General features: G+C 44.5%; 26 protein-coding genes and 1 pseudogene. 21 read left to right on the top strand and 6 right to left on the bottom strand.

Annotated features, from left to right (window positions below):
* Window positions 1-468 precede the first annotated feature (468 nt).
* The 7 genes from KFE26_RS16155 (at window position 469) to KFE26_RS16125 (ending at window position 7,301) form a co-directional block, all read left to right on the top strand.
* Window positions 469-798, top strand: coding sequence for a YnfA family protein (locus tag KFE26_RS16155; protein ID WP_212601022.1), 330 nt, complete (start codon window positions 469-471; stop codon window positions 796-798).
* A 408-nt stretch (window positions 799-1,206) separates the two neighbouring features.
* Window positions 1,207-1,515 (top strand): helix-turn-helix transcriptional regulator, encoded by a 309-nt coding sequence (locus KFE26_RS16150; protein WP_212601021.1) that lies wholly within the window; start codon window positions 1,207-1,209, stop codon window positions 1,513-1,515.
* 60 nt (window positions 1,516-1,575) lie between these two features.
* Window positions 1,576-1,818, top strand: coding sequence for a thioredoxin family protein (locus KFE26_RS16145; protein ID WP_212601020.1), 243 nt, complete (start codon window positions 1,576-1,578; stop codon window positions 1,816-1,818).
* Window positions 1,819-1,836: 18 nt separating this feature from the next.
* Window positions 1,837-2,370 (top strand): nitrophenyl compound nitroreductase subunit ArsF family protein, encoded by a 534-nt coding sequence (locus KFE26_RS16140; protein ID WP_212601019.1) that lies wholly within the window; start codon window positions 1,837-1,839, stop codon window positions 2,368-2,370.
* Complete coding sequence (locus tag KFE26_RS16135) at window positions 2,363-3,061, top strand: aromatic aminobenezylarsenical efflux permease ArsG family transporter (protein WP_212601018.1); 699 nt, start codon at window positions 2,363-2,365, stop codon at window positions 3,059-3,061. The genes KFE26_RS16140 and KFE26_RS16135 overlap by 8 nt, the downstream gene beginning before the upstream one ends.
* Before the next feature lie 44 nt (window positions 3,062-3,105).
* Window positions 3,106-4,230 carry an efflux RND transporter periplasmic adaptor subunit gene (locus KFE26_RS16130; protein WP_212601017.1) on the top strand — a complete coding sequence of 375 codons (1,125 nt, stop codon included), beginning with the start codon at window positions 3,106-3,108 and terminating at the stop codon, window positions 4,228-4,230.
* Window positions 4,227-7,301: an efflux RND transporter permease subunit gene (locus KFE26_RS16125; RefSeq protein ID WP_212601016.1), complete on the top strand. Its 3,075-nt coding sequence runs from the start codon at window positions 4,227-4,229 to the stop codon at window positions 7,299-7,301. The genes KFE26_RS16130 and KFE26_RS16125 overlap by 4 nt, the downstream gene beginning before the upstream one ends.
* 117 nt (window positions 7,302-7,418) lie before the next feature.
* On the opposite strand, the gene arsC is transcribed toward KFE26_RS16125, so the two are convergent.
* The 4 genes from arsC to arsD all read right to left on the bottom strand — a co-directional run bounded on the left by arsC (window position 7,419) and on the right by arsD (window position 11,458).
* Window positions 7,419-7,853 carry a glutaredoxin-dependent arsenate reductase gene (arsC, locus tag KFE26_RS16120; protein WP_212601055.1) on the bottom strand — a complete coding sequence of 145 codons (435 nt, stop codon included), beginning with the start codon at window positions 7,851-7,853 and terminating at the stop codon, window positions 7,419-7,421.
* An 87-nt stretch (window positions 7,854-7,940) separates the two neighbouring features.
* Window positions 7,941-9,224 (bottom strand): arsenic transporter, encoded by a 1,284-nt coding sequence (locus tag KFE26_RS16115; protein ID WP_212601015.1) that lies wholly within the window; start codon window positions 9,222-9,224, stop codon window positions 7,941-7,943.
* 64 nt (window positions 9,225-9,288) lie between these two features.
* Complete coding sequence (arsA, locus tag KFE26_RS16110; RefSeq protein ID WP_212601014.1) at window positions 9,289-11,061, bottom strand: arsenical pump-driving ATPase; 1,773 nt, start codon at window positions 11,059-11,061, stop codon at window positions 9,289-9,291.
* Window positions 11,062-11,095: 34 nt separating this feature from the next.
* On the bottom strand, window positions 11,096-11,458 hold the full coding sequence (gene arsD / locus KFE26_RS16105; protein ID WP_212601013.1) for an arsenite efflux transporter metallochaperone ArsD: 363 nt from the start codon (window positions 11,456-11,458) through the stop codon (window positions 11,096-11,098).
* 372 nt (window positions 11,459-11,830) lie between these two features.
* Between arsD and arrA the strand changes: the two genes are divergently transcribed.
* Window positions 11,831-14,395, top strand: coding sequence for an arsenate respiratory reductase molybdopterin-containing subunit ArrA (arrA, locus tag KFE26_RS16100; RefSeq protein ID WP_212601012.1), 2,565 nt, complete (start codon window positions 11,831-11,833; stop codon window positions 14,393-14,395).
* 11 nt (window positions 14,396-14,406) lie between these two features.
* The gene (gene arrB / locus KFE26_RS16095; RefSeq protein ID WP_212601011.1) at window positions 14,407-15,111 is read left to right on the top strand and encodes an arsenate respiratory reductase iron-sulfur subunit ArrB; all 705 of its coding nucleotides are present in this window, start codon (window positions 14,407-14,409) and stop codon (window positions 15,109-15,111) included.
* A 70-nt stretch (window positions 15,112-15,181) separates the two neighbouring features.
* On the opposite strand, the gene KFE26_RS16090 is transcribed toward arrB, so the two are convergent.
* Both KFE26_RS16090 and KFE26_RS16085 read right to left on the bottom strand, forming a co-directional pair.
* Window positions 15,182-16,612, bottom strand: coding sequence for a glutathione synthase (locus tag KFE26_RS16090; protein WP_212601010.1), 1,431 nt, complete (start codon window positions 16,610-16,612; stop codon window positions 15,182-15,184).
* A 155-nt stretch (window positions 16,613-16,767) separates the two neighbouring features.
* Window positions 16,768-17,820, bottom strand: coding sequence for a permease (locus tag KFE26_RS16085; RefSeq protein WP_212601009.1), 1,053 nt, complete (start codon window positions 17,818-17,820; stop codon window positions 16,768-16,770).
* Between the two features lie 224 nt (window positions 17,821-18,044).
* Here KFE26_RS16085 and KFE26_RS16080 point away from each other — a divergent pair, with 224 nt between their 5' ends.
* The 12 genes and pseudogenes from KFE26_RS16080 to KFE26_RS16025 all read left to right on the top strand — a co-directional run.
* Window positions 18,045-18,332 (top strand): helix-turn-helix transcriptional regulator, encoded by a 288-nt coding sequence (locus tag KFE26_RS16080; protein ID WP_182743184.1) that lies wholly within the window; start codon window positions 18,045-18,047, stop codon window positions 18,330-18,332.
* A 98-nt stretch (window positions 18,333-18,430) separates the two neighbouring features.
* Window positions 18,431-18,847 (top strand): arsenate reductase ArsC, encoded by a 417-nt coding sequence (locus tag KFE26_RS16075; RefSeq protein ID WP_212601008.1) that lies wholly within the window; start codon window positions 18,431-18,433, stop codon window positions 18,845-18,847.
* Window positions 18,840-19,187, top strand: a complete 348-nt coding sequence (locus KFE26_RS16070; protein ID WP_212601007.1) for a metalloregulator ArsR/SmtB family transcription factor — start codon at window positions 18,840-18,842, stop codon at window positions 19,185-19,187. Before KFE26_RS16075 ends, KFE26_RS16070 begins: the two co-directional genes overlap by 8 nt.
* Before the next feature lie 78 nt (window positions 19,188-19,265).
* Window positions 19,266-19,778, top strand: a complete 513-nt coding sequence (locus KFE26_RS16065; protein ID WP_212601006.1) for an arsenate reductase ArsC — start codon at window positions 19,266-19,268, stop codon at window positions 19,776-19,778.
* A 92-nt stretch (window positions 19,779-19,870) separates the two neighbouring features.
* Complete coding sequence (locus KFE26_RS16060) at window positions 19,871-20,869, top strand: permease (RefSeq protein WP_212601005.1); 999 nt, start codon at window positions 19,871-19,873, stop codon at window positions 20,867-20,869.
* An 11-nt stretch (window positions 20,870-20,880) separates the two neighbouring features.
* A complete protein-coding gene (locus KFE26_RS16055; protein WP_131524958.1) occupies window positions 20,881-21,117 on the top strand; it encodes a thioredoxin family protein in 237 nt (78 codons plus the stop codon).
* 7 nt (window positions 21,118-21,124) lie between these two features.
* A complete protein-coding gene (locus tag KFE26_RS16050; RefSeq protein WP_212601004.1) occupies window positions 21,125-21,616 on the top strand; it encodes a tyrosine-protein phosphatase in 492 nt (163 codons plus the stop codon).
* 56 nt (window positions 21,617-21,672) lie between these two features.
* Window positions 21,673-22,683: an ArsJ-associated glyceraldehyde-3-phosphate dehydrogenase gene (locus KFE26_RS16045; protein ID WP_212601003.1), complete on the top strand. Its 1,011-nt coding sequence runs from the start codon at window positions 21,673-21,675 to the stop codon at window positions 22,681-22,683.
* Between the two features lie 5 nt (window positions 22,684-22,688).
* A complete protein-coding gene (gene arsJ, locus KFE26_RS16040; protein ID WP_212601002.1) occupies window positions 22,689-23,927 on the top strand; it encodes an organoarsenical effux MFS transporter ArsJ in 1,239 nt (412 codons plus the stop codon).
* A 130-nt stretch (window positions 23,928-24,057) separates the two neighbouring features.
* Window positions 24,058-24,333 (top strand): hypothetical protein, encoded by a 276-nt coding sequence (locus tag KFE26_RS16035; protein ID WP_212601001.1) that lies wholly within the window; start codon window positions 24,058-24,060, stop codon window positions 24,331-24,333.
* A gap of 592 nt (window positions 24,334-24,925) precedes the next feature.
* On the top strand, window positions 24,926-25,360 hold the full coding sequence (gene umuD, locus KFE26_RS16030) for a translesion error-prone DNA polymerase V autoproteolytic subunit (protein ID WP_212601000.1): 435 nt from the start codon (window positions 24,926-24,928) through the stop codon (window positions 25,358-25,360).
* Window positions 25,348-25,572, top strand: a pseudogene (locus KFE26_RS16025) (DNA polymerase V subunit UmuC); the annotation flags it as partial. The gene umuD and the pseudogene KFE26_RS16025, both read left to right, overlap by 13 nt.
* Between the last annotated feature and the right edge of the window lie 129 nt (window positions 25,573-25,701).

Genomic DNA, 25,701 nt, shown 5'->3' with positions numbered 1-25,701 from the left:
GCTTGGGGTATACCCTAAATGGTGGTTCGTCTAGTGGTATCCTTGTGTATAGATATACTAATAGCGACCTACTTCGGATATGAGCAACGTGACACTACTCAAGTTGTCGATACCTGCATACTCTTGAGCTCTTTCTTGTGGAAACCTTACGATCATACTTGCCGCAATGAGAGAGTAAATAACTCTTTCAGGAGTATAGAAGCTGTACTTAGATTATCCCCGATCAGCGATAAACACGTGAACATGCTGGGGCATTATTCGTTTACCCTTATTGAACAAGTACTAAGTGGGCAACTCAGGCCGCAGAAGCAACCATCAGAGCAGAACGAATTGACTTAGCGTACGTTTTGTTCCGTTGGACTTCACACTCCTGAAGCAAGGCTTAACCAGTATAAATATGCTACGCTACGCCAAAAAGTGGCGCACTTACTTAAGGTGTTATGTGCAATCAATCAGAGGTATCGTATTTTGACTGAAATGAAAACCTTAGTTCTTTTTTTAATTACTGCTTTGGCAGAGATTGTTGGTTGTTATTTACCATACCTTTGGTTGCGTGAGGGAAAATCGATTTGGTTGCTGATTCCGGCCGCCATTAGTCTTGCTGTGTTTGCTTGGTTGTTATCCTTACATCCAACAGCAGCAGGCAGAGTTTATGCCGCTTATGGTGGTGTTTATATTTTTATGGCTATTTTGTGGCTGTGGGTAGTAGATGGAATCAAACCAACAACCTGGGATTTTGTTGGCTCAGGCGTGGCAATTTTGGGTATGGTAATTATCATTTTTGCACCACGCACGTAGTACATAATAAGTTGTTTAATTTTGTTCCGCCCACAAAAATCGTAGCCAGAACTGGACTGGCTACGCTGCGCCAGCCAATTAGCAAAGCGTTACCTATAGATATTTTTCGCCACTAGATCTGAACATCTAACAATTTGTATTCCAGAGTAATTTAGCGTTGTTCAGTTTCGATTGTAATCAGTACCAATTAAGCATTAGTTTTCATAGTTAGAAAGCAAACTTAGAAATATTTTCAAAGAGTTCATTGTTTATCAACAACAGAGAATTGACATTCAATACTTGAATTTAGAATCTTGTGTTCAGTCAATAAAATAGATGTCACTTTGCGTTATTCACCAACGTTTTTTTAGCTCGATTATTTTATACTTATCACTGATTTAGCCACTGTAGAGTTAAGGGATGTCAGTAATGAAACAACGCATCATATTAAAAGCTAATATTTTCAAAGCTCTGGGGCATCCAACGCGATTATGGATGGTAGAGCAACTAACAAAGGGTGAAAAATGTGTATGTGAATTTGTTGAGGGCGTTGATGTTGATTTTTCCACAATTTCTAAGCACTTATCCGTTTTGCGCCATGCTGGAATTGTGGATATGGAAAAACGAGGTAAGCAGATTTTTTATCGTCTCACCATGCCATGCTTACTGACATCGTTACATTGCATTGATGGTTTATTAGATCAACAAATTCAGAAGCAGATCGCATTAATGGAGTAGTTTCAGACTTATCATTTGGTTAAATGGCAAAATAACGAAGTAACCAAGTGAGGCTAAATTATGGATATTAAAATTCTCGGTACGGGTTGTACAAAGTGTCAAAAATTGGCAGAGGCTACTAATGCCGCGGCGCAAGCACTTAATCTTGATTACCAGCTAACTAAAGTGACTGATATTGAGAAAATTATGGCCTACAACGTAATGTCGACACCGGCGTTGGTGGTCGACGAGCAAATAAAGCTGATGGGACGACTTGCCAGTGTTGATGAACTCATGACCTTGCTTCAAGCCCATACAGCTTAGTGGCATAAAGGAGTCGGCATGAACGTTAAAAAAATTGTCCGCTACCTGCTGCTCACTGTGGTTTGTGTAGGCTTAGGGTTGGTTGGGTATCAGCAATTTGGCACGATAACCGCTGCTAAAACTAACAATGCGGATATCGCTGCCAGCGTGTCACCTCAATTAAAAGATGGGCTGAATGTTTATTATTTTCATGGAAATCAGCGCTGTACAACGTGTGTCCGCATGGAAAAATTCACACAGTCTACTGTGATGAATCAGTTTTTCAAGCAAGTGCGCGATGGTGAAATGCAGTTAAATTTGGTGAATGTCGATTTGCCTGAAAACCAGCATTACATCGATGATTATCAGTTGGTATTTCGTACCGTGGTGATTGCTAATACCCATAATGGCGTGGATACAGATTGGCGACGGTTAGACCGTGTGTGGGAGTTGGCCAACAACGAGCTGGCATTCAGCCAATATTTGACTGAAGAGATTAACGCAATGGTTAATCAAATTCAGGCAAATCAAACCCTCGCGGCGCCATCTCCCAAGGAGCTCCCCCATGGATGAGTGGGCAGTCATGCTGTTATCGGCCTTTTGGTTTGGCATTTTAACCTCTATAAGTCCCTGTCCTTTGGCCACCAATGTGGCGGCCATTTCCTATATCAGTAAAGGAATACAATCGCCTTATCGGGTAGTGGGTACTGGGCTTGCCTACACGATAGGGCGCATGCTGAGTTATTTGGTGATTGGTGTGATATTGGTTGGCAGTTTGCTCTCGACAATGACATTATCCGTCGCGCTTCAGAAATATATGAACCTACTATTAGGTCCGATTTTGATATTGGTAGGGATGTTTTTGCTGGAGTTATTGACGTTGCGTCTACCGGGTGATGGTGCCTTAATCGAAAAATTAAAGTCTAAAATCAACCCTCAGGGATATGTAGGAGCTTTACTGCTAGGCGTGTTATTTGCGCTGTCATTTTGTCCGACTTCCGCCGCGCTCTTCTTTGGTTCGCTGCTGCCGCTTGCACTAGAGTCACAATCGAGTATTGCACTGCCAGCGATTTATGGTTTTGCGACTGGGCTGCCGGTTTTAGTTTTCGCTATTTTGCTTGGCGTTAGCGCCCATCGTGTTGCTAAAGCCTACAACCATATTTTGACGTTTGAGCATTGGGCCAGAAAAATCACTGGCGTGGTGTTTATCATCATTGGTGCCTATTACGCTTGGGTGAATATTTTCGTTCCATCTTTGTTTTAGCATAATTTTATTCCTAACAATGCTTATCTTGTGAGGTCCTTCCTGTGAAAAAAACGTTGGTGTTAATAGTTGGAAGTACCTTTATTCTATTAATTGGGATAGTAGTTTGGGGTCTTAATTTTTCCTCAAAAACACAATATGCTGAAAGTAAATTAACGGCAGAGATGATGGCTAAGTCAACGTCTAAAAAGTCGCAACTACCTCCTGCAGTTAGCCTTTTTAAAGTCACAAATCAAACGTTTAGCCAGTATATTGTATTGACTGGAACAATTGAGCCAACAAAAATGGCGAGTTTGGCCTCTCCGGCAGAAGGTCCGATTCTTAATCTTGTGGTGCGCGAGGGGGACACTGTTAATTTAGGACAAGAGATTTTACGCATTGGACGAACTCATGCGGCTAATTCTTTTCAAACATCTGCCGCTGAAGAAGTACGTAAACAAGTATTAAATTTAAAGCGTATTGAAACTTTAGTTAAGCAGCATACTTTACCTGAGGAGCAGTTAGACGAAGCACTAGCATCATTAGAAAAAGCGAAGGCGGCATTGAGCCAAGCAAAACAAGCTCTTAATGATTACATCGTGACCTCGCCTTGGTCAGGGATTATATCTAAAGTCTTGGTTTCAGATGGTCATTTCGTTATACCCCGTAGTCCCTTGGTTGAAATGTATGATCCAGATAGTTTGGTATTACGATTTAGCGTCGCAGAAGCCCAAGCTTTAGCGCTTAAGAAGGGGCATAAAATTAAAGCGACTTTTGATGGGCTTGCTGGGAAGGAATTTGAATTAGAGATTATTCGAGCTTATCCCGATTTAGATAGAAAGTTACGTACGCGTCTTTTTGAGGCGGCGCTGCCTGTAAATGAGTTTATTCCAGGTATGTTTGCGCGGATCAGTGCAATACAACAAAAACACGAAAATACCCTTGTCATACCGATTGATGCGCTTCAAGTGCAAGGAAATGACAAAAGTGTGTTTGTGGTGACTGATAATATAGCCACTCGACGATTAGTCGAAACTGGTCTAGAGCAGGATGATCAAATTGAAGTGTTATCGGGACTGAAAGCGGGCGAGAAGATCGTTCTAACTGGCATTGAACGGGTGAAAAATGGCTCTGCAGTAAGAGTATTGGAGCAACCCGCTAAAAACAATAGCGCGGGTGTTGTGAAATGATCATTAAAGCCGCTATTTCTCGTCGAATTTCAACGGCTGTATTGGCTTTCGGTTTAGCTATTTTTGGGGCGCTAAATCTGAATATGCTACCTGTCGATTTCTTACCTTCGGTTAAATACCCTCTCATCAAGTTATCGATAGTTTGGCAGGGTGCAACACCTGAGGATATAGACCAAAACTTAGCCGATCCTATTGAGCGTGAACTCGCCTCAGTAGATGGTCTAGATTATCTTTCATCTAGCGCGATAGAGGGCCTATATCAATTGGATGTCAATTACCGTTACGGTGTTGATGTTGATGTTGCATATCAAGATACGTTAGCGGCGTTTAATCGCTCCACCAAGGAGCTGCCTGTTGATATTGAGGCTGCCGTCATCATCAAAGCCGATCCGTCACAATTACCGATAGTACAAGCTGTGTTTGAGTCGGAACATATGGATTTGACTCAGCTGCGTACTTGGGTTGATTCATGGTTAACTCAGCGACTGTTATCTGCCGGTGGCGTAGCCGCTATTGATGTTGCCGGCGGTCTTGAGCGTGAAATTCGTATTTTTGTGGATGATGAAAAACTAGAAGCCCACGGATTAGATCTCACCACGTTAGAACGGGTCCTCGCTGCTGAGAATTTACAACGGGTTGGCGGAAGGGTGACTGGCCAATACCGTGAGAATATAGTGAGGGTGATGGGGGAGTTTAGGCAGTTAGCTGTTATTCAAGATCTCGTATTAAGCCGCGATAATAATGGCAACATTGTTCGTGTCAGGGATGTGGCCGAGGTTAAAGATAGCCATGAAGACATTCGTATGCTGACCCGCTTAAATGGTCATCCGGCGGTTAAAGTTAACGTGATTAAACAAGCCGACGCTAATACTGTCACAACGGTAGATAATGTTGAGGACCGTTTAGCGGAGTTAGCGCCATCTTTTCCTAAGGATATCAAATTCACTTTAGTTGAAAACCAAGCCGACTATATCAATGATTCTATCCGTGGTGTACGTAACACTGCCTTAGAGGCTATGGCGCTGGTTGTGCTGGTATTATTCGTATTTTTAGGTAACTCAAGGCAAGTGTTAATTATTGCGATAGCCTTGCCATTTGCATTATTGGTGAATTTCTTTTTAATGCACCTCGCAGGCTTTTCACTCAATATTTTTTCCCTTGGTGGTCTTGTCGTTGCGATTGGGGTGTTACCCGACACATCAATTATAGTGGTTGAAAATATTTCCCGGCTGCGTAGTTTACATGATAAGGCTAACCCACAATCCATCTCCGAGGAGGCTACACTGGAAGTGGGTGGGGCGATTATGGCAGCGACAGTGACCTTTATAGCGCTGTTTGTTCCGTTTTTACTCGTGCCTGGGCTAATCACCTTACTATTTAAAGAGTTAGTCCTAGTTATCCTTGGTTTGATGATCATTGCAGGTCTTGCCGCTATCACACTGACTCCCATGCTAGGTGGCGTGTTATTAAAAGCCAATCAACGCGAATTTGCCTTCAGTGAGAAGATTAACCATGGCTTACGCTGGGCTTATGGCGTCTTGTTGCATAGCGCATTGCAGTTTAGGTTAACCACTATATTTATATTTATTGGTGTTGCAATCGGTGGTGTGCTGCTGTTTAAGTCCGCAGGGTCTGAATTTTTCCCCGCTGTTGATGATGGCCGTATAGTCGTTAAAATTCGAATGCCTGCGGGGGCGAATTTAGCTCGCATGGATGCCATAGCACAGCAAGTTGAAGCATTAGTGATAGGCGATCAGCGAGTTCGTAGTGTTTTTGCGCTTTCAGGTGGTGCGGTCAGGGGACTGTATACCAATAAAATTGGTAATGAAGGTGAAGTCGATATTGAACTTGTCCCCTCCAGTGAGCGTAAAATTACTACTACGGAATACATTAAAGAATTGCGGCCTAAGGTGGCTAAGTTGCTAGCCCCGGGGGCGATATTAGCGGTCAATCAGGCAAAGATGCGGGGTATTCGCTCTGTGGGACAGGCCGAAATTGAAGTTGAAATTAATGGCTCAGAAGTTGATACACTTTTTGATGTGGCGAATAAATTGGCGGCAAAATTAGCCGAAAGGCCCGAATTAACCAATGTCTATGTCTCGCTTGATTCTTCGAAGCCTGAATGGCAAGTTGATATTGACAGGACTCTGGCCGCCGAACATGGCTTATCTACTAAGGAAATTGCCCACGTTCTTAACGGCTACATTAATGGAAGTGTGGCGACACGTTATCGAGAGGCGAGTGAGTTGTATGATATCCGAATCATTATGCCTGAGTCACAGTTACGGTCGCGCTCTGATGTTGAAAATATCTCTATAGCCACGCCTTCTGGTCATTATGTGCGCCTTAAAGACGTAGCTAAAGTGACCGCAGCAACAGGTCCTGTTGAAATAATTAGAAAAAATCAGATAAAACAAGTAATTGTACGTTGTGATCCGTCAGCAACTGATCTTAACTCAGCAAAAGAATTGGTCACTAATATTCTTACAGAGACAACTTGGCCTACGGGATACACTTATTCGATAGGCGGTAAGGCATTGCAAATGACGCAAATGCAAACGACAGTGCAAAGTATTCTGGGCTATGCAGTATTTTTTTCCTTTATTGTCTTAGCGGTACAATTTAATAGTATTCGCCTTCCTTTGGTGATCTTATTTGCCGCACCTTTTTGCCTTACAGGTATTGGATATGGGCTCTTCTTAGCAGGTCAACCGTTTGGAGCTACCGTGATCATTGCGGCTATGATAGTGCTAGCGGCCAATGTTATTGATGGTGTGTTACTGATCCAAACCGCTGAGCGTCAAAAACAACAGGGTATGACCTTGTTGAAAGCGACATTTGATGCAGGTTTGAGTCGACTTCGTCCTCGACTGATGACGGTATTACCCGCCGTATTAGGCTTTACACCGTTAGCATTTGCATTTGAGGAAGGAGGGGAGTTATTGCGTCCTATGGCCGCTGCAGCGATAGGTGGTTTGCTATTAAATGTCTTTGTTGCGCTATTTCTGGTTCCTGTTCTGTATACTTTTATGGCATCTACACCAGAACCAGCATCAGCTGATATAACTTAAGCGGTAGGGTAATAAACGCGGTTATCAAGGTTAAAAAACGCCTGCGAAGTCATTAGCTTCGCAGGCGTTTATTTTGAGATTAAGCAGCGTTTAGGGAGTAATCTATAAACGAAAATGTTATTGAGCCACTCTTTGCCCATTGGCATCAATAACCACTTCACCGTCTTCTTTAGTAAAAGCACCCAGTTGGGGTTTGGGTATAATATCCAATACCTGTTCCGAGGGGCGGCAGAGGCGAGTGCCTAATGGAGTAACGACGATAGGGCGATTAATTAGGATCGGGTGCTCAAGCATAAAATCGATTAATTCACTGTCGCTAAACTTATCTTCACTTAAGCCTAATACGGTAAAGGGCTCAACATTTTGCCGCAGTAAACTGCGTACCGAAATACCCATCTCCGCAATCAGTTGCTGCAGAGTTTGTCGGCTCGGTGGCGTCTCAAGGTAGAGGATTATGGTCGGTTCAACCCCTGAATTGCGGATAAGGCCTAAAGTGTTGCGCGATGTGCCACAGGCTGGATTGTGGTAAATCTTAATGCTGTCATCAATCATATTAGTCATAACATGTCTCTGATAAATAATCGCTTATAAATTTATCCATAGGCACTAAATAGATGCTCTAGTGCCCATGGAAGAAGATTAGAAGGAGAGGCGCAGCGCCAGTGCCGCTAGGGTGACAAATAGCACTGGTACTGTCATCACAATGCCGACGCGGAAATAATAACCCCAGGTAATATTGATATTTTTCTGCGCCAGTACATGCAGCCATAACAAGGTTGCTAAACTGCCGATGGGGGTGATTTTGGGACCTAAATCGCTACCAATTACGTTCGCGTAAATCATGGCCTCTTTAATCACGCCAGTTGCATTGCTACCGTCTATCGACAGGGCGCCAATTAACACTGTGGGCATGTTGTTCATGATGGACGATAAAAAGGCGACCAAGAAGCCTGTGCCCATAGTGGCAGCCCAAAGCCCTTGTTCTGCCAAGCTATTTAATACGCTTGATAGGTAATCGGTTAAGCCTGCGTTGCGAAGACCATAAACAACCAAATACATGCCTAATGAAAAGACTACGATTTGCCATGGCGCGCCGCGAAGTACTTTAGTGGTATCTATGGCATGGCCTTTTTTCGCGACAACAAACAGGATCAGGGCACCCACGGCAGCCACTAAACTCACGGGCACACCGAGTGGTTCTAAGCCAAAAAAGCCCACCAAGAGCAAGACTAATACACCCCAACCGGTTTTAAAGGTGTTGAGGTCGCGAATGGCGGCCTTAGGCTCGCGTAGTTTTTGCAAGTCGTAGGTCGCGGGAATATCTTTGCGGAAAAACAGATGCAGCATGACTAAGGTGGCGCTAATAGCGGCAATATCGACGGGCACCATCACTGCAGCATATTCGTTAAAGCCTATGTTGAAGAAGTCAGCCGAAACGATATTCACTAAGTTAGAGACGATTAACGGCAAACTCGCGGTATCGGCAATAAAACCCGCCGCCATTACAAAGGCTAAGGTCGCTCCGGCGCTAAAGCCCAGAGCCAGTAACATCGCAATTACTATGGGGGTGAGGATCAGCGCCGCGCCATCATTGGCGAACAATGCGGCAACAGTAGCGCCGAGTAACACTATGTAAGTAAAGAGTAAACGGCCACGACCTTTGCCCCAACGGGCCACATGCAGCGCGGCCCATTCGAAAAATCCCGACTCATCTAATAATAAACTGATGATGATCACGGCAATAAAGGTGGCGGTCGCATTCCAGACAATATTCCATACCACAGGAATATCCCCTAAGTGCACCACACCCAGTAGTAGAGCCAATACGGCGCCCAAGGTGGCACTCCAACCTATGCCTAATCCCTTAGGCTGCCAAATTACTAACACTATGGTGAGTACAAAAATTGCCCCAGCTAACCACATACAAGCTCCTAAAAGGGCAGATACCGTCTACCCGTAACCCTAAAATAATGCCCATAAGGATACATTAATGTTGTTTTGCCAGTAGGCTTAATCGCGTAATACCAATGGGTTCTTCTTGCTGCAATGGGATTAATGCCAACCGAGAGGCTAAGCCCTGTTGCACTTTCTCTATTTGCACCAGTTCATGGCGAGCGCGTACTTTTAATAATGGCGAGGTCGTTCTGGCAACGGCGAGGCTATTATTGATAAGCCATGCCCAAGGTTCAATCCCTGCGCGGCGCAAATCTTCCTGCAAATTCGCGGCTTCGAGCACAGGGGTAGTTTCGGGCAAAGTGACCAATAATACCTTAGTGCGCTCTTTGTCTTGCAACTGCATCATTGGCGTTGAATAGTGAGTTGTTTCTCCCATACGTTTAGCTACTTCACGGTGGTAGGCGCCGGTAGCGTCAAGCAGCAATAAGGTATGCCCCGTTGGCGCGGTATCCATTACCACAAAGCGTTTCCCCGCCTCGCGGATAATGCGCGAAAAGGCTTGGAATACGGCAATTTCTTCGGTGCATGGCGAACGTAAATCTTCTTCTAACAAGGCTTTACCTTGGACATCTAACGCTTTGCCCTTCGTTGCTAACACCTGTTCGCGGTAGCGAGTGGTGACTTCGACGGGATCGATTCTGCTGACTTGCAAATTCGCCAATTGACCATGCAGCGTTTGTTCTAGATGCGCGGCAGGATCTGATGTGGTCAAATGCACATCTAAGCCCAGCTCTGCCAATCTGACCGCAATGGCGGCGGCCAGCGTAGTTTTCCCGACACCACCTTTGCCCATGAGCATGATAAGGCCATGGTCCTGCTGCGCGATTTCACTGATTAAACTATCCAGTGTTGGCACTTGGGGCTGACTGTCTTGCTTACATTGGTCTTGCTCATCCATTGCGGGTAAATCTATGTCTTCTGCAGGCATAAAGAGTTGGCGTAATGGCGCAACGCCTACCAGGTTCATCGATTGAAGTATCAGCGTTTCGTGAGGTAATGCCGTGAGAATGGGGGATAAATTGGTGAGCACCGCTTGTTCACGTTGGTAGAGTGCTGAGGCAAGGGGATCATTGAGTGCTGCGCCTTTGGGCAATACGCCGTTAATCACCAGATATTGATTCTTAAGGCCCACTTGGCGCAATTCTTGGTGAGTGCGCTCCACTTCTATCAGGGTGGATTGCTGTGGACGCGCAACTAAGATCAAGCGTGTTTTGTCGGGATTGGCCAGTGCAGCTAATGCTTGCGAGTAGCGTTCCGCCTGTTTTTCGAGGCCCGCTAATGGGCCAAGACAGGAAGCGCCCTCGGGGTTAGTCTCGATAAAGCTGCTCCAAGCCCCAGGGAGTTGTAACAGCCTAATCGTATGCCCCGTTGGTGCGGTATCAAAAATAATATGATCGAAATCTTGCAGTAGCGATGCATCGGTTAATAAACCGGTGAATTCATCGAAGGCGGCAATTTCAGTGGTACAGGCACCAGAGAGTTGTTCTTCAATACTGCGAACTACATCTGGCGGTAATAGGCCTTTGACGGGATCCACAATACGAGCGCGGTATTGCTCTGCAGCTGCTTGAGGATCAATTTCCAGTGCCGTTAGTCCCGCAACGCTGTCTATTGGCGTGAGTTTATTACCTATGGTTTGTCCGAAAACTTGACCTACATTGGATGCGGGATCGGTACTGACCAACAACACCCGCTTACCACTGTCAGCTAAGGTAATTGCTGTCGCGCAGGATAGCGATGTTTTACCAACACCGCCTTTACCGGTAAAGAAGAGGAATGCGGGCGGATTCTGAATAAATTTCATTAGATTATCCTTGGTGTTTCCAAACGTGAGTTGACTAACAGCAAGAGGTTTTGCCACTGCAACAAGGAGCGATATTTTTCGCAGGTTCTGCGATATCGATCTTCGCCCAACGGGCTAGTTCCTGCCGACTTGGATAACGGCCCGCTAATATCATCTCACCATTTAGGAGAATAAGCGGTAGGGATTCTGTACCAGATGTTTCTAAAAAGCGTCTGACAAGGGCATTTTCTGCAAAGGCCATGGGCTGTTGGGATAAATTAAAGCGATCTACTGTAATGTCTTGTTGTTTTAGCCATTGGCAATCGGCGGCAAAGGTGACGAGTGCTTGGTCAACTTCAGTGCCACACACGCCAGAGCTGCAACATAAAGCGGGATCGAATATTGAAAATTGAGTCATAACTTTTCCCCATAAAATTGATTTTGGTTTGAAAGTGGAGGCGATAAAAGGTGGTAACAGGCGCCTTAAAAATCACTTCATATAAACATATGAATTTTCATATATACTATACGCTTCAAAAAAGGGGAGTCAAACATACTGAGGATATTCGTCATTAAAATCTAAAAAATCTGAAATAGATCATCTTTATACGTGTAAATTTTTTTACTAAACTTCAGGATATTGTTCTTGATCACATTTTTTATATTTTTCAACTTAGTTTCACAATTGTAAATTTCAGTAAAGGATACTTGTGTATTAATTGATCTAAATCGCAGTTACATACCCTAAAAGATATATATTAAATTCCATACCCTTATCAGGAGTGTGGAAATGAAAAAAGAAATTCAAGTCAACTTGGGGCGGCGCCAGCTACTCAAGTCAACTGCGGCGGGCACGGTATTAACAGGTATTGGTGGGACCTTATCCTTTACCCCTATCGTTGATAGTATTGCTGCAGAATTACCTGCGCCTTTGCGTAGAACCGGCACTGGAGAGTGGTTAGCGACGACCTGCCAAGGTTGTACCTCATGGTGCGCTAAGCAGATTTATGTGATGGATGGCCGAGCATTAAAAGTGAGGGGTAATCCAAACTCCGGCGTACACGGTATGTCCAGTTGCCCTCGCCAGCACTTAAGCTTACAGCAGGTTTACGATCCCGATAGATTGCGTACACCAATGATGCGAACTAATCCTAAAAAAGGCCGCGATCAAGATCCTAAATTTGTCCCTATTACTTGGGATAAAGCGCTGGATATGTTAGCGGATAAAATCATTGCTTTACGCGAAGCTAATGAGCCCCATAAATATGCGCTCCTTCGCGGTAGATATTCGCATATCACTGATTTACTCTATAAAAAGATGACCAATCTGATTGGTTCTCCCAATAATATTTCCCATAGTTCAGTGTGTGCTGAAGCCCATAAAATGGGACCGTATTATCTAGATGGTAACTGGGGATATAACCAGTACGATATCAAAAATGCTAAATTTATTTTGTCATTTGGCGCCGATCCCATTGCGAGTAACCGTCAAGTCTCGTTTTATTCGCAGACATGGGGTGATTCCCTCGATCAGGCTACAGTCGTCGTAGTCGACCCAAGGCTTTCTGCTTCGGCGGCCAAAGCCCATAAATGGATCCCGATTGAACCTGGTCAAGACAGTGTGCTGGCCCTAGCCATTGCCCATGTCGCCTTGGTTGAAGGTGTATGGCATAAGCCTTTTGTTGGTGATTTTATTGAGGGTAAAAACCTGTTTAAAGCGGGTAAAACCGTCAGTATCGAGAGCTTTAAAGAAACCCATACCTACGGTTTAGTGGAGTGGTGGAACCAAGCTCTTAAAGACTATACGCCAGAATGGGCGAGCAAAATTACTGGTATAGACCCTAAAACCATTATTGCCATTGCTAAAGATATGGGGGCGGCGGCACCTGCGGTGCAAGTATGGACTTCCCGTGGCGCAGTGATGCAAGCCCGCGGAACATATACTTCGATTTCTTGCCATGCTTTAAATGGCTTATTTGGTGGTATCGATAGTAAAGGGGGTTTATTCCCAGGTAACAAAACGCCTCTCCTGAAAGAATATCCAGAGGCAAAAGCCTATATGGATGAGATTGCTGCTAAAGGTGTCAAAAAAGAAAAAATTGACCAACGTGGTCGTTTAGCATTCCCTGCCATTGCTAAAGGTAAGCCTGGAGGTGGGGTGATCACGGGTAACGTCCCTAATGGCATGCTCGCTGCTGATCCTTATGAAATAAAAGTGATTTTAGCTTATTTTAATAACTTCAACTTTTCCAATCCTGAAGGGAAACGTTGGGATGAAGCCTTAAGCAAAGTCGATTTCATGGCCCATGTGACCACCAACGTGTCCGAATTCAGTTGGTTTGCTGATGTGTTATTACCTTCTAGCCACCATATGTTTGAAAAATGGGGTGTGTTGGATTCTATCGGTAATGGTGTTGCACAGGTTTCAATTCAACAACCCTCGATTAAACGTCTATGGGATACCCGTATCGATGAATCTGAAATCCCTTACATGTTAGCTAAAAAGCTGGCAGATAAAGGATTTGATGCACCATGGCGTTATATCAATGAACAAATTGTCGATCCTGAAACAGGTAAACCTGCTGCGGATGAAGCTGAGTTTGCGAAGTTGATGGTCAGATTCTTGACTGCGCCGCTGTGGAAAGAAGATGCGTCTAAATACGGTGATAAGCTCAATTCATGGGATGAGTTCGTGCAAAAAGGGGTGTGGAATAGCTCTCCTTATAAGCTTGAGTCTCGCTGGGGTAAGTTCAAAACAGAAACCTCTAAGTTTGAGTTTTACAGTAAGACCTTGGAAAAAGCGTTGCAAGAACATGCTGATAAACACAAAGTCAGCATAGATGAGGTAATGAAAGCTTGTGACTACCAAGCTCGTGGTCAATTGGTATTTATCCCTCATTATGAAGAACCCTATCGATTTGGTGACGAAGCCGAGTTCCCGCTGTTACTCGTGGATCAAAAGTCACGTCTAAACAAAGAAGGTCGAACTGCAAATAGTCCTTGGTACTACGAGTTTAAAGATGTCGATCCTGGTGATGTGGCGAATGAAGATGTGGCTAAATTCAACCCGATAGACGGCAAGAAATTTGGCCTCAAAGACGGTGATGAAATCCGCATTACAAGCCCTGTGGGTACGCTGACCTGTAAGGCGAAGCTATGGGAAGGTGTCCGTCCTGGCACTGTGGCTAAGTGTTTTGGCCAAGGGCATTGGGCCTATGGACGTTACGCCAGTACCAAATTTGGCATAACCCCAAGAGGTGGCTCAAATAATGACTTGATTGCAGACAGGTACGATCGCTTAAGTGGCGCGTCGGCATTCTATGGTCATATCCGTGTTCGTGTTGAGAAAGTGTGAGGTAACCCACTATGAGATTAGGAATGGTGATTGACCTACAAAAATGTGTAGGGTGTGGTGGCTGTAGCTTAGCCTGTAAAACAGAGAACAACACGAACGACGGTATTCATTGGTCGCATCATATTGCCACCACTGAGGGGATTTTTCCTGATGTAAAATACACTTATATACCGACCTTATGTAATCATTGTGATGATGCACCTTGTGTAAAAGTCTGCCCGACAGGGGCTATGCACAAAGATAAGCGCGGCTTAACGCTGCAAAACAATGATGAATGTATTGGTTGCAAGAAGTGTATGAATGCTTGCCCATACGGCGTGATTAGTTTTAATGCGGCAACACCACATCGTCGTTGGCAGGATGACTCAGAGGTGGTCGCGAACGGAACTGTATCTCCACTGATGCTGCTCAAACGCACGGGGGCTGCTGCATCACCCAATGAAAACCCAGAGCGGGGTGATACTTACCCTGTTACACGACCAAGACGCACTACAGAGAAATGTACTTTCTGTGATCATAGGCTTGATAAGGGGTTGAATCCTGCCTGTGTTGACGCTTGTCCATCTGAAGCGCGGGTGATTGGTGATTTAGATGATCCGCAGAGCAAGGTATCCCAGTTGATTAAATTGCATAAACCGATGCAGTTGAAACCTGAAGCGGGAACGGGACCAAGGGTATTTTATATTCGCAGTTTTGGTGTTAAAACCGCTTATTAATCATATAGGTTAATTTGTTAGTTAAAGCCACAGATGAGATTCTGTGGCTTTTTACTTTATACGCGCCCTGTTAATCGCTAAACATCAGCGAATCTAATACCCCTTGGCCGCTGTGAACTCCACCCTCAGTCACCATGGCCGATTTGCTGCGAACTAAATATCCCGCATAACCGGGGTTGTCGCTATTAGAGCTATCCTCCATCACAGGCTCGCCATCAATGTGGATGGTGAACATGCCTATTTCAGGGATCATGTCATTTATGGTTTCTATCTTGCCGTTACGCACCACTAAGGCTGGTGTTGCTCTCGGTCTAGGGTGTAAGCGGCGCATCAGTGACCATGCTTGGTATTGCGCGGGTTCTAGCTCGGCTAATTCATGTGAAATATCGGTACCAAACAGGCAATTGCCACCGCCTTCACCTTGATTTTTTAGCACCCAAGTGTCTATTGGGGATGCTTCGACTAATTTGATACTCTCTGGGGTAACGGGGCGCATCTCGCCGAGGAGGGATTTGACCATTTTGGCTTGTTGCAGCGTTAAACCAAACTGAGTCAAGGACATTTCATCCATAGACGAGAGCAGCATCTGCATCCGCTTACTGGTTGCCAGTTGTTGCCCTACGGTGGCATTGACGGCAACGCGATGTTTTTCAATCAATACACGGATCGCCATCAGGGCTTGGCAGTTTTTGTTACCATTGATGTCAACGGATTCATAATCTGTATATTGATAACCCGCTCGCAGATAAACGGTATCAATAGTGCCTATGCCTTCGAGTATCAGTCTATGTTTTTCGCCTGTGGTAACTTGTTCTTGTAGTTCACTAAAGGTTCTGCGAATTGTTTGTATCTTTTGTTGTTGTAACGCGAGTTCGAGTAAATGTTGGTCAAACACATTGTCTTCATTTTCTTGCACTATCATCAAAAATCTTGCTGGCCCCGCATCTTCAAATTCCTGTTTTATCTTAAAGGTTGCTTTAGCTATGCCTGCGGATAATTGTTCAATGGCATGATTATCAACAAGTTCACCTATAGGCAGTTGATGCCATTGCTGCAAATAATGGTGGAATTGATGCACTCTCTGACCAAAGGGCCCCATACCAGCCGCAATGCCATTAAACTCCACTAGTTTTGGCCCTAAGTCCTTATCGTCCATGAAGTCACTACGCATAATGAGCAATGGCATTCTCTGCGCTGGAGTCTGCGAGCAATGTACTTGCTGGTGTATACCAAGCAAGGCGGCAAAAAAGGGATCGCTAGCCGTAATAGGTTGAATCGCATCGTATAAGAAGGCATGTTCTTCTGATATAGAATGAATAAGTTTACCGAGTAAATGCACAGAATCTTTTAAGTATTGATAGTGACCTCGACTGATTAAACTCGGCGTTAAGGTAAATGGCGCGTGGCGGGCAGAATATTGGGTTTCTTTAAACGCCATGCCATGGGTTAGCGCCCATTCTATTGCATCATCTTTGGCTTTTAGACTAATAGGTGAATTCATTATGCTTCTCTTAAGCGAGGCGAATTTATTCGCAATACCAGTATGTTATAGGTTTACGTTTTAGATGATTTAATCTTGGGGCGTAAAGGCCCTATGGCACTCACTTTAGGAGCATGCGGTGAGTGCCATATCGAGTTAGAACATTATTTTTTGTGTTAACTAAATACATAGCTATAAAGAAATCCGGCAGTCATTGCCATACTTAAAATTACCGCTAAAAATGCAATAATCATCTGATTTTTAAAGAGGGATTTTAGTAAAATGACTTCTGTTAAACTCGCTCCTGCACTGCCGATAATTAAGGCCATTACAGAACCCATCGCCATCCCTTTTTGCACTAATGCGGCGCTGAGAGGGATTACTGCTTCGGCGCGAATATAAAGTGGAATACCAATTAAAGCCGCCACAGGAATAGCGTACCATTTTGCTTCACCGGCATATTTAACGATTAAATCTGTAGGAATAAAACCGTAGATCATTGACCCCAACAGAATGCCCACAAATAGATAAGGTAGTACTTGTTTGAAGTCCTTCCAAGTAGAGTGCCAAACTCTTATCCAGCGGCTCTGAGGCTTACTTTTGGGTGCTATATCAGTAGTCGTTACTGGTTTAGTATCGCAACATGAGTTCGCAACAGCTGTGGGTTTAGTATCGCAACATGAGTTCGCAACTGCTGTCGATTTAGTTTCGCAACAGGTACTGGAAAAGGAGGAAGGTTTAGTGTCACAACATGAAGTGACAGTGTCTTCCAGAGTATAAGCTTCTTTACGGACATACCTTTCAAACCCCAGCTTTTCAAGCATATAGCCTGCAATGACAGAGACTCCCATTGCTACTACAAAATAAAAAAGTGCTACTTTTAAGCCAAAGGTGACAACAAATAGTCCGATAATAATCGGATTCAGTAATGGACTGGCAAACAGGAATACCATCATAGGGCCAAAACCGGCACGAGCCCTGAGTAAGCCTTTCAAAAATGGAATGGTAGAACAAGAGCAAAACGGGGTAATTGACCCAAGTAGTGCAGCAATGACATAACCTCTGCCGTTGCGTGAGCTTAGCATCGCTTGTATTTTTTGAGGGGTGATAAATTCTTGTAAAATACCTACTAGGTAGCTTATGACAAGAAATAGTAGGGTAAGCTCAACGGCAAGGAAAGCGAACATGCTTGCCGTTTCTTTCATCATAAGAATCATTTCAGGACTCATTTTTTTACCTCTTCAACTTAAAGTTTCGAATATTCTAGAATAATAGTGTTTGGGCGAAGTGTTTTCAATATATTATTTCTAGAATAATGGAAATATTTGGTATACCTATTGATGCTTAAACACATGACACCCTGCTTTTGATTGTTTATGAGTGGTCGATTTTGAGGTCGCTAGGGTAAGGATATTTCTGGTATTATCGAATTACTTAACGAAATGAGGCCGATATGAATATAGAGAATGCTGCTAAAGTATTAAAAGAACTGGGCCATCCAACGCGTCTCGCCCTATTTCGATTACTGGTCAAGGGCGGATATGCTGGCGTTGCGGTGGGTCAGTTACAAGACGAGTTGCAGATCCCTGGTTCAACTCTCTCACACCATATTAGTGCCCTTGTGTCAGCGGGAGTGATTTCCCAACGGCGCGAGGGAAGGGTGCTGTACTGCGTACCTGACTATGAATTATTACAAGGATTAGTGCATTTTTTACAAGATCAATGTTGTAGTGCTCAGTGAACAATTTTGTTAAATGAACAGTAAATTATTACATGTGGATATTTACATATATGATAAATCGTATATAGTGACATTCTCTTTCATCAGGACTCATTCCCATGAAAAAACGTGTACTTTTTCTCTGTGTTGGTAATTCTGCGCGTTCACAACTCGCTGAGGCCTTATTAAGACACCAAGCCCAAGAGCAGTTTGATGTGTTTAGTGCGGGTACGCAGCCTGAGCCCATCGATGAGCGAACTCTTGCGCTTTTGCAGAAAAATAATTTGGGTACGAGTGAGTTACGTTCGAAGTCTGTCAGTGAGTTTAGTGGGCAATCCTTTGACTTTGTGATCAGTCTCTGTGAAAAATCAACGCAAGAGTGTCAGAGTTTCCCCTTGGCAGATAAGATTATTGCTTGGGATTATCCCGATCCCAAAATCGAATCGGGCACTCGTGGGTTTGAACAAACTTTTAGAGAACTCAACGAAAGAATAAAAATGTTTGTACTCGTTCAGTCTAAGGATCTTAATGATTAATCCTACGCAATTTTTTAAATGTTTAGCCGATGAAACTCGCTTGCGCTGTTTGATGTTGATTCAGCACGAGGGTGAGCTTTGCGTCTGTGAATTGACCGAAGCCTTGCAGGAAATTCAGCCCAAGATCTCGCGGCATTTAGCCCAATTACGTAAGTGCGGATTATTAGTCGATCGCCGGCAGGGGCAATGGATTTTCTATAGTATCAGTAATGATTTACCCGAATGGGGAAAGTCAGTGTTGAGTGAGGTTACCAGCCAAAATCCGGTATTCCTTGAAGAAAACATGCGTAATCTGTGCAAGATGGGTGGCCGCCCCGAGCGCGCTAGAGCCTGTTGCTAAAGATTGTTTGTAACAAATAAATAAAAAATTTAATCTAAAATATATGAAAATTCATATATTAAATCGCTAGAGGTTGATATGGCACCAGCTATAAAAGTGCTCTTTCTATGTACCCATAATGCCTGTCGCAGCATCCTAGCTGAAGCTATAGGTCGAGATCTCGTCGGTAAGCAAGCTTTGACTACTATTGCTCAATGGCAATTTGCGAGTGCCGGTAGTGAACCTGCCGGGGTCGTTCATCCTCAAACTCTATTGCAACTAGCACACAGAGGCTATGTTACCGAAGGGCTCTGCAGCAAAAGCTGGGATATGATGGCGGATTTCACTCCTGACTTAGTGATCACTGTTTGTGATAATGCTGCGGGAGAAACCTGTCCTTTGTGGTTAGGTCAAACACTTAAATTACATTGGGGTTTACCCGACCCAACATCAATCGACGCCCCCGATATAGATGAGCAATTTAGCTATGTTATAGAAACACTTGAAAATCGTATAAAGGCATTAATCTCGTTGCCGCTTTCGGCAGGTATAGAAGCTCAAAAAGCATCATTACAATCAATTGCGAGTCAATTTCCACTTATTCAAAGATAAATGGTTTGTATTTAATTGGTGTTTATTCAACTAATTAAAATAGCAATATCCTTTTGCTTCATCGCTTTCATGTATACCAAGGAAGTTTGATTATGCTGCAACTATTTTCCGATTTAGCGAGCTGGCTAACCTTTGGAGTAATGGGTTTAGATCCCAATACTAAGCTCGCCGACGCCATCCATTTTTTTATTGAAGATACCACTAAGATTTTTGCGCTCCTGTTGCTGATGATTTATGGCATCGCTTTGGTGCGGGCCTCGCTCAATGTCGAGCGCGTTCGGGATTACTTGGCGGGTAAAAATCGTTTTGTCGGTTACTTTATGGGATCGGGTTTTGGCGCGGTTACTCCATTCTGCTCATGTTCGAGCATTCCGGTTTTTTTAGGTTTCACCTCTGCTGGGATCCCCGTTGGGATCACTATGGCGTTTCTGATTACTTCGCCGTTAATTAATGAAGTCGCCGTTCTGTTGCTTGTGAGTCTGTTGGGCTGGAAGTTTACTGTGATATACGTGCTGGTCGGCATGTCAGTGGGTATGTTGGCGGGGGCATTTTTGGACACGATCCGCGCTGAGCGTTGGCTGCAGTCCTTTGCCGCCAAAGCACTCGAGCAAGGAAAGGCACAAGCAAGTCACGATAATAGCGAGGGTATGACATCAACATCCATGACGTTAACGGAACGGCATGAATTTGCGAAAGGCGAGACCCTAGAGATTTTTGGCCGAGTGTGGAAATGGGTCATTATTGGGGTTGGGCTTGGCGCCGCACTCCATGGATTTGTACCTGACGGTTGGATCGAAGCCCACTTAGGCGATGGTCAATGGTGGTCTGTTCCTGCGGCGGTATTGATTGGTATTCCTCTGTATTCCAATGCCACAGGGGTTATCCCTATCATGGAGAGCCTTATCACTAATGGCTTGCCCGTAGGGACAACATTGGCATTTTGTATGGCAACGGTTGCCGCCAGTTTTCCTGAGTTCATTTTGCTCAAGCAGGTGATGCAATGGCGTTTACTGGCCATCGTTTTTGCCATTTTATTGATTTCATTCACCTTAATAGGTTGGATCTTTAACGCTATAGGTCCCGTTCTGTGAGAATTATAAAAATGCTAAACATCAAAGTATTAGGCAGTGGATGTGCCAAATGCACAAAAACCGCTGAGATTATTACCGCCATCGCCAACGAAAAGGGCATCAGTATTGCGCTGGTAAAGGAAACCAATCCAGAAGTCATCATGGGCTATAAGGTGATGAGTACACCCGCTGTGGTGATTGATGAGAAGCTAGTGCATTGGGGCTCCATTCCCCATAGAGCCATGATTGAATCTTGGTTAGTGGGGTAACACTTAAATGTCACATCCATTTGATATTTTGCCGCTAGAGAGTGGTGCTAGGTTGATTTTTACCCCTTGCCCAGGGACTAAATCTGTCCCTGTGACAGAGGCGGTGGCAATTCTTAAAGCGGCGGGAACTGAGGTCATCATAACCTTAATGCCACTTGCCGAATTGCAAACATTTGGTGCTGCATTATTGCCCGATATTTGCCATGAAGCGGGGATCCGTTGGTTGCATTTACCTATAGAAGATGATGCGGCACCCGCAGAGGTATTCGAGCTCGCGTTTGCACGACACAAAGCAGAACTGCTGGCATTGATGCAAACTCAATCCACAATTGCCATTCATTGTCGCGGTGGTTCCGGTCGCACAGGATTAATGGCGGCAATCTTGCTGTTACTGGCGGGAGGCACCTTGGCAGAAGTGATTACCCAAGTGCAATCCATTCGCCCTAATGCCTTAACCAATGTGCATCAACGTGGCTATATCGAACAGATAACGCTTTAATCTTAAACAAATAATATAAAACACCTAATATAAAACTGAGTGTGAAGGATGCAGGTATGACAATCAAAATCGGGATAAATGGCTTTGGCCGTATGGGACGTTTAGCACTGCGCGCTGCTTGGGGCTGGGAAGAGGTTGAGTTTGTGCAGATTAATGATCCCGCCGGAGATGCGGCGACCTTAGCCCATTTGCTGACATTCGATTCTGTGCATGGCCGCTGGCAACATGAGGCGAGCAGCGATGGCGATGACATCATTATCGATGGCAAGCGTATTCGCTGTACTCGCAATAAAACCATCGGGGAAACCGATTGGTCCGGTTGTGATGTGGTGATTGAAGCTTCGGGTAAAATGAAAACCAAAGCAGTGCTGCAAGCTTATTTAGATCAAGGCGTTAAACGCGTTGTGGTCACAGCGCCAGTTAAAGAAGAGGGCGTGTTAAACGTTGTCATGGGAGTGAATCATCAACTCTATGACAAAGCTATTCATCCGATTGTGACTGCGGCCTCCTGTACTACTAACTGTTTGGCGCCGATCGTCAAAGTGATCCACGAAAACCTCGGCATAGTGCATGGTTCCATGACGACTATTCACGATATTACCAACACTCAAACTATTTTAGATGCACCGCATAAAGATCTTCGCCGTGCGCGGGCCTGTGGTTTAAGCCTTATCCCTACGACAACAGGCTCAGCGACGGCCATTACCCATATTTTCCCTGAACTCAAAGGTAAGCTTAACGGCCATGCGGTGCGGGTGCCATTAGCGAACGCTTCATTAACCGATTGCGTGTTCGAGGTGAGTCGCAAAACGACCGAAGCTGAAGTCAATCGCCTGTTAAAAGAAGCGGCAGACGGACCGCTAAAAGGCATTTTAGGTTATGAGGAACGCCCATTAGTCTCGGTCGATTATAAAACCGATCCGCGTTCGAGCATTATCGATGCGCTATCGACCATGATTATCAATGGCACTCAGGTCAAACTCTACGCTTGGTATGACAACGAGTGGGGTTATGCCAATCGCACCGTCGAACTGGCCCGCATGGTCGGTCTGATGGATAAGGCATAAGCTTTATGGGTAAGCTGACAGGGTTCTTGTCTAACATATCACCCGAGATCCGCCAGTATTTGGTGGTCACAGGCAACTATTGGGCATTCACGCTCACCGATGGCGCATTACGTATGTTAGTGGTGCTCCATTTTCATGGCTTAGGTTATAGCCCGCTGCAAATTGCCATGCTATTCCTCTTCTATGAAATCTTTGGGGTGGTAACGAACTTAGTCGGCGGCTGGCTCGGGGCGCGTTTAGGCTTAAATAAGACCATGAATGTAGGCCTATTTATGCAGATTGTCGCCCTTAGCATGCTGCTTGTGCCTAGCGGTATGCTCACGGTTGCTTGGGTGATGGCGGCGCAGGCCTTGTCGGGTATCGCTAAAGATCTCAATAAGATGAGCGCTAAAAGCAGTATCAAGTTGTTGGTGCCCAATGATGCTCAGGGTGAGCTGTATAAGTGGGTTGCCATGCTCACTGGCTCCAAAAATGCGCTAAAGGGCGCGGGGTTCTTCTTGGGCGGCGCCTTACTGACCCTGTTTGGATTCCAGCTGGCCGTGTTAGGTATGGCGATTGGCCTATTACTGGTGTGGATTTTTAGTCTGTTAAGTTTGCAACGCGATTTAGGTAAAGCCAAAAACAAACCTAAGTTCACGGAAATTTTCTCTAAGAGTCCGGCGGTAAATACGCTTTCTGCCGCACGCATGTTTTTGTTTGGTGCGCGGGATGTGTGGTTTGTGGTGGCTTTACCCGTTTATTTGGCCTCAGCCTTTGGTTGGGATCATTGGTATGTCGGCGGTTTTCTCGCACTCTGGGTAATAGGTTATGGCATAGTGCAAGGCTTTGCACCTCGCTTGACGGGGACAAAGTCGGCGAGCCAAAACAAGGTTCCCGATGGACGTAGCGCCTTAGGTTGGGCGGCGATATTGAGCATAGTGCCGGCAGGCATTGCGCTGGCGATAAGTTATGACTTCCATGCCGCGAATATACTGATTTGGGGATTGATGCTGTTTGGCGCCTTATTCGCGATCAACTCTTCATTACACAGCTATCTTATCGTCAGTTATGCGGATGAAGATGGCGTATCGTTAGATGTGGGTTTTTACTACATGGCTAATGCTATGGGACGCTTGATCGGGACTGTGTTGTCTGGCTGGGTGTATCAAGTGTATGGCATGGCGGCTTGTCTGTGGATATCGGCGGCATTTATTGCGCTCGCAGCGCTTATCTCAATTAAGCTTCCAAGACATAGAGCGATATAAAGACATTAAACGCGAAAAAATGTCACAAACAATATGCGAATTAACATATATGTCATATTTCATATGTATTCTAGCGGTGTTACATAAAGACAGTTAAATGACACCTATGTCTCCAAATGAGGATATCAATATGAAAAAAACAGCGTTAATGTCACTGCTTGGTTTAGGATTATTTGCTTGTGTTGCTCACGCTAGCGAGTTCGATTTACCGGGTTTTGTCACTGAAGTAGAAGATGGTCGTCTATGGGTGTTTAAAGAGAATTCGGCTGAGTTAACTGAGTTTAAACAGCATGGTGAGCCAGCAAAGCAATTTACTGTCATTGGTGTTGGTCCTAAGGGGATGACGGTTAAAGCGGCCGATCAAATAACCTTAGATGAATATTTAGCTAAGGTAAAAGCGAACTAATGTACTTAGTGAAGCGTTACTCGAATTTCTAAATCCCATTTTCTGATGTTTTACGAGTTGGAACTTTGGTTCTAACTCGTAATATCTAAAAATTAGGTGAATTACTCTAGCCCAGATTGACTGAGTCAGACTTACCTATTCGGGTTCACGTGCCAAACCCCTGCTATTTTGTGCAGCCTTCTTACTAACCAATTTTTGCCCCATTGTGAGCTATGACCGATTAATCACTCAGTGCACAGAGGATAATTGACTTACATTTAGTCATTCCAAAAATATGGAAGTAAAGTCAAATTACGCCTCTATCTAAGTGACCAAATTTAGCGTACCAGTACAAGTCAATAATCTGTGGGTATTGACCAGATTTATGCAACTAAAGTGGATTTGTCTGCAATTATTTACCGTTTTCCATCATTCATTGCCATTTCAAGCGAAATATCACTCGCCACCGAACCCTGATTTTTTGTGGATAACACCCCAAAGAGCGCGGTGATTATCCACCGAAAAAATCACGAACCGGCAGCAGGACCGAAATTTTAGAATTTTTTAAATTTCCTGCTATTATTACTGATTATTTATACAGTAGTTTGGTGCTATGAAACTCATAACATGCCATGCGAGTGCAGGAATTTCGGGTTTTCCAAGTCCTGCAGCGGATTACGTTGAATTACCCCTTAGTCTTGATCAACTGCTTGTTGAGCATCCTAGCTCGACCTGGTTTGGTCGTGCTGCGGGTTGCTCAATGGAAGGGGTTGGGATCTATGATGGCGATATACTGGTGATTGACCGTGCCGCTAAGCGCCGTAATCTCTCTATTGTTGTTGCCAGCTATAACGGAGAATTTACCGTAAAGCTCCTCGATGAAAAGCGCCGGTTACTGGTTTCTATCGATCAACAGCAAAACATGACGTCCGTTGCAATCGATGATGCAGATACCTTCTCGGTTGAAGGGGTGATCATCAAGTCAATCCGACTTCACGAGCATTCAAGCTTACTTGAACAATATCTGAGTCAATCATGTACGGACTGATTGATGCTAATTCATTTTATGTGTCATGCGAATTGGTGTTTAGACCCGACTTGCGCGAACTTCCCGCGATTGTACTCAGCAACAACGACGGTTGTTGTGTGGCAGTCAATCGAGCGGCCAAGTCCGTTGGCGTGAAAAAATTTGTCCCTTACTTTGAGCTGCAACATTTGTGCAGACAACATAATGTGCAGGTGTTTTCATCTAATTATGAATTTACAGTTGGGAATTTTTTTAGATGCCACATGTTGGAATTTTTCATGATAAATAAATTAGACGAAGAGAAGAGAGGTAGTTACAGTTTTACTGTTTGTCTGGATATCTTGAAAAAGTAGATGGATGAA

The sequence above is a fragment of the Shewanella sp. M16 genome (assembly GCF_018224605.1).
Taxonomy (GTDB): domain Bacteria; phylum Pseudomonadota; class Gammaproteobacteria; order Enterobacterales; family Shewanellaceae; genus Shewanella; species Shewanella oncorhynchi.
The sequence above is the reverse complement of the archived record's forward strand: the minus strand, read 5'-3'. Positions and strand labels throughout refer to the sequence as shown.

Excerpts from the sequence above, each read along its gene's own strand:
- umuD (WP_212601000.1), top strand. The coding sequence starts at position 24,926 with ATGAAACTCATAACATGCCATGCGAGTGCAGGAATTTCGGGTTTTCCA.
- KFE26_RS16135 (WP_212601018.1), top strand. The coding sequence starts at position 2,363 with ATGGATGAGTGGGCAGTCATGCTGTTATCGGCCTTTTGGTTTGGCATT.
- KFE26_RS16085 (WP_212601009.1), bottom strand. The coding sequence starts at position 17,820 with ATGAGTCCTGAAATGATTCTTATGATGAAAGAAACGGCAAGCATGTTC.
- arsD (WP_212601013.1), bottom strand. The coding sequence starts at position 11,458 with ATGACTCAATTTTCAATATTCGATCCCGCTTTATGTTGCAGCTCTGGC.
- arsA (WP_212601014.1), bottom strand. The coding sequence starts at position 11,061 with ATGAAATTTATTCAGAATCCGCCCGCATTCCTCTTCTTTACCGGTAAA.
- KFE26_RS16150 (WP_212601021.1), top strand. The coding sequence starts at position 1,207 with ATGAAACAACGCATCATATTAAAAGCTAATATTTTCAAAGCTCTGGGG.
- KFE26_RS16045 (WP_212601003.1), top strand. The coding sequence starts at position 21,673 with ATGACAATCAAAATCGGGATAAATGGCTTTGGCCGTATGGGACGTTTA.
- KFE26_RS16060 (WP_212601005.1), top strand. The coding sequence starts at position 19,871 with ATGCTGCAACTATTTTCCGATTTAGCGAGCTGGCTAACCTTTGGAGTA.
- KFE26_RS16065 (WP_212601006.1), top strand. The coding sequence starts at position 19,266 with ATGGCACCAGCTATAAAAGTGCTCTTTCTATGTACCCATAATGCCTGT.
- KFE26_RS16140 (WP_212601019.1), top strand. The coding sequence starts at position 1,837 with ATGAACGTTAAAAAAATTGTCCGCTACCTGCTGCTCACTGTGGTTTGT.
- KFE26_RS16055 (WP_131524958.1), top strand. The coding sequence starts at position 20,881 with ATGCTAAACATCAAAGTATTAGGCAGTGGATGTGCCAAATGCACAAAA.
- KFE26_RS16145 (WP_212601020.1), top strand. The coding sequence starts at position 1,576 with ATGGATATTAAAATTCTCGGTACGGGTTGTACAAAGTGTCAAAAATTG.
- arsC (WP_212601055.1), bottom strand. The coding sequence starts at position 7,853 with ATGATTGATGACAGCATTAAGATTTACCACAATCCAGCCTGTGGCACA.
- arrA (WP_212601012.1), top strand. The coding sequence starts at position 11,831 with ATGAAAAAAGAAATTCAAGTCAACTTGGGGCGGCGCCAGCTACTCAAG.
- KFE26_RS16050 (WP_212601004.1), top strand. The coding sequence starts at position 21,125 with ATGTCACATCCATTTGATATTTTGCCGCTAGAGAGTGGTGCTAGGTTG.
- KFE26_RS16090 (WP_212601010.1), bottom strand. The coding sequence starts at position 16,612 with ATGAATTCACCTATTAGTCTAAAAGCCAAAGATGATGCAATAGAATGG.
- KFE26_RS16035 (WP_212601001.1), top strand. The coding sequence starts at position 24,058 with ATGAAAAAAACAGCGTTAATGTCACTGCTTGGTTTAGGATTATTTGCT.
- KFE26_RS16075 (WP_212601008.1), top strand. The coding sequence starts at position 18,431 with ATGAAAAAACGTGTACTTTTTCTCTGTGTTGGTAATTCTGCGCGTTCA.
- arrB (WP_212601011.1), top strand. The coding sequence starts at position 14,407 with ATGAGATTAGGAATGGTGATTGACCTACAAAAATGTGTAGGGTGTGGT.
- KFE26_RS16125 (WP_212601016.1), top strand. The coding sequence starts at position 4,227 with ATGATCATTAAAGCCGCTATTTCTCGTCGAATTTCAACGGCTGTATTG.
- KFE26_RS16115 (WP_212601015.1), bottom strand. The coding sequence starts at position 9,224 with ATGTGGTTAGCTGGGGCAATTTTTGTACTCACCATAGTGTTAGTAATT.
- KFE26_RS16080 (WP_182743184.1), top strand. The coding sequence starts at position 18,045 with ATGAATATAGAGAATGCTGCTAAAGTATTAAAAGAACTGGGCCATCCA.
- KFE26_RS16070 (WP_212601007.1), top strand. The coding sequence starts at position 18,840 with ATGATTAATCCTACGCAATTTTTTAAATGTTTAGCCGATGAAACTCGC.
- arsJ (WP_212601002.1), top strand. The coding sequence starts at position 22,689 with ATGGGTAAGCTGACAGGGTTCTTGTCTAACATATCACCCGAGATCCGC.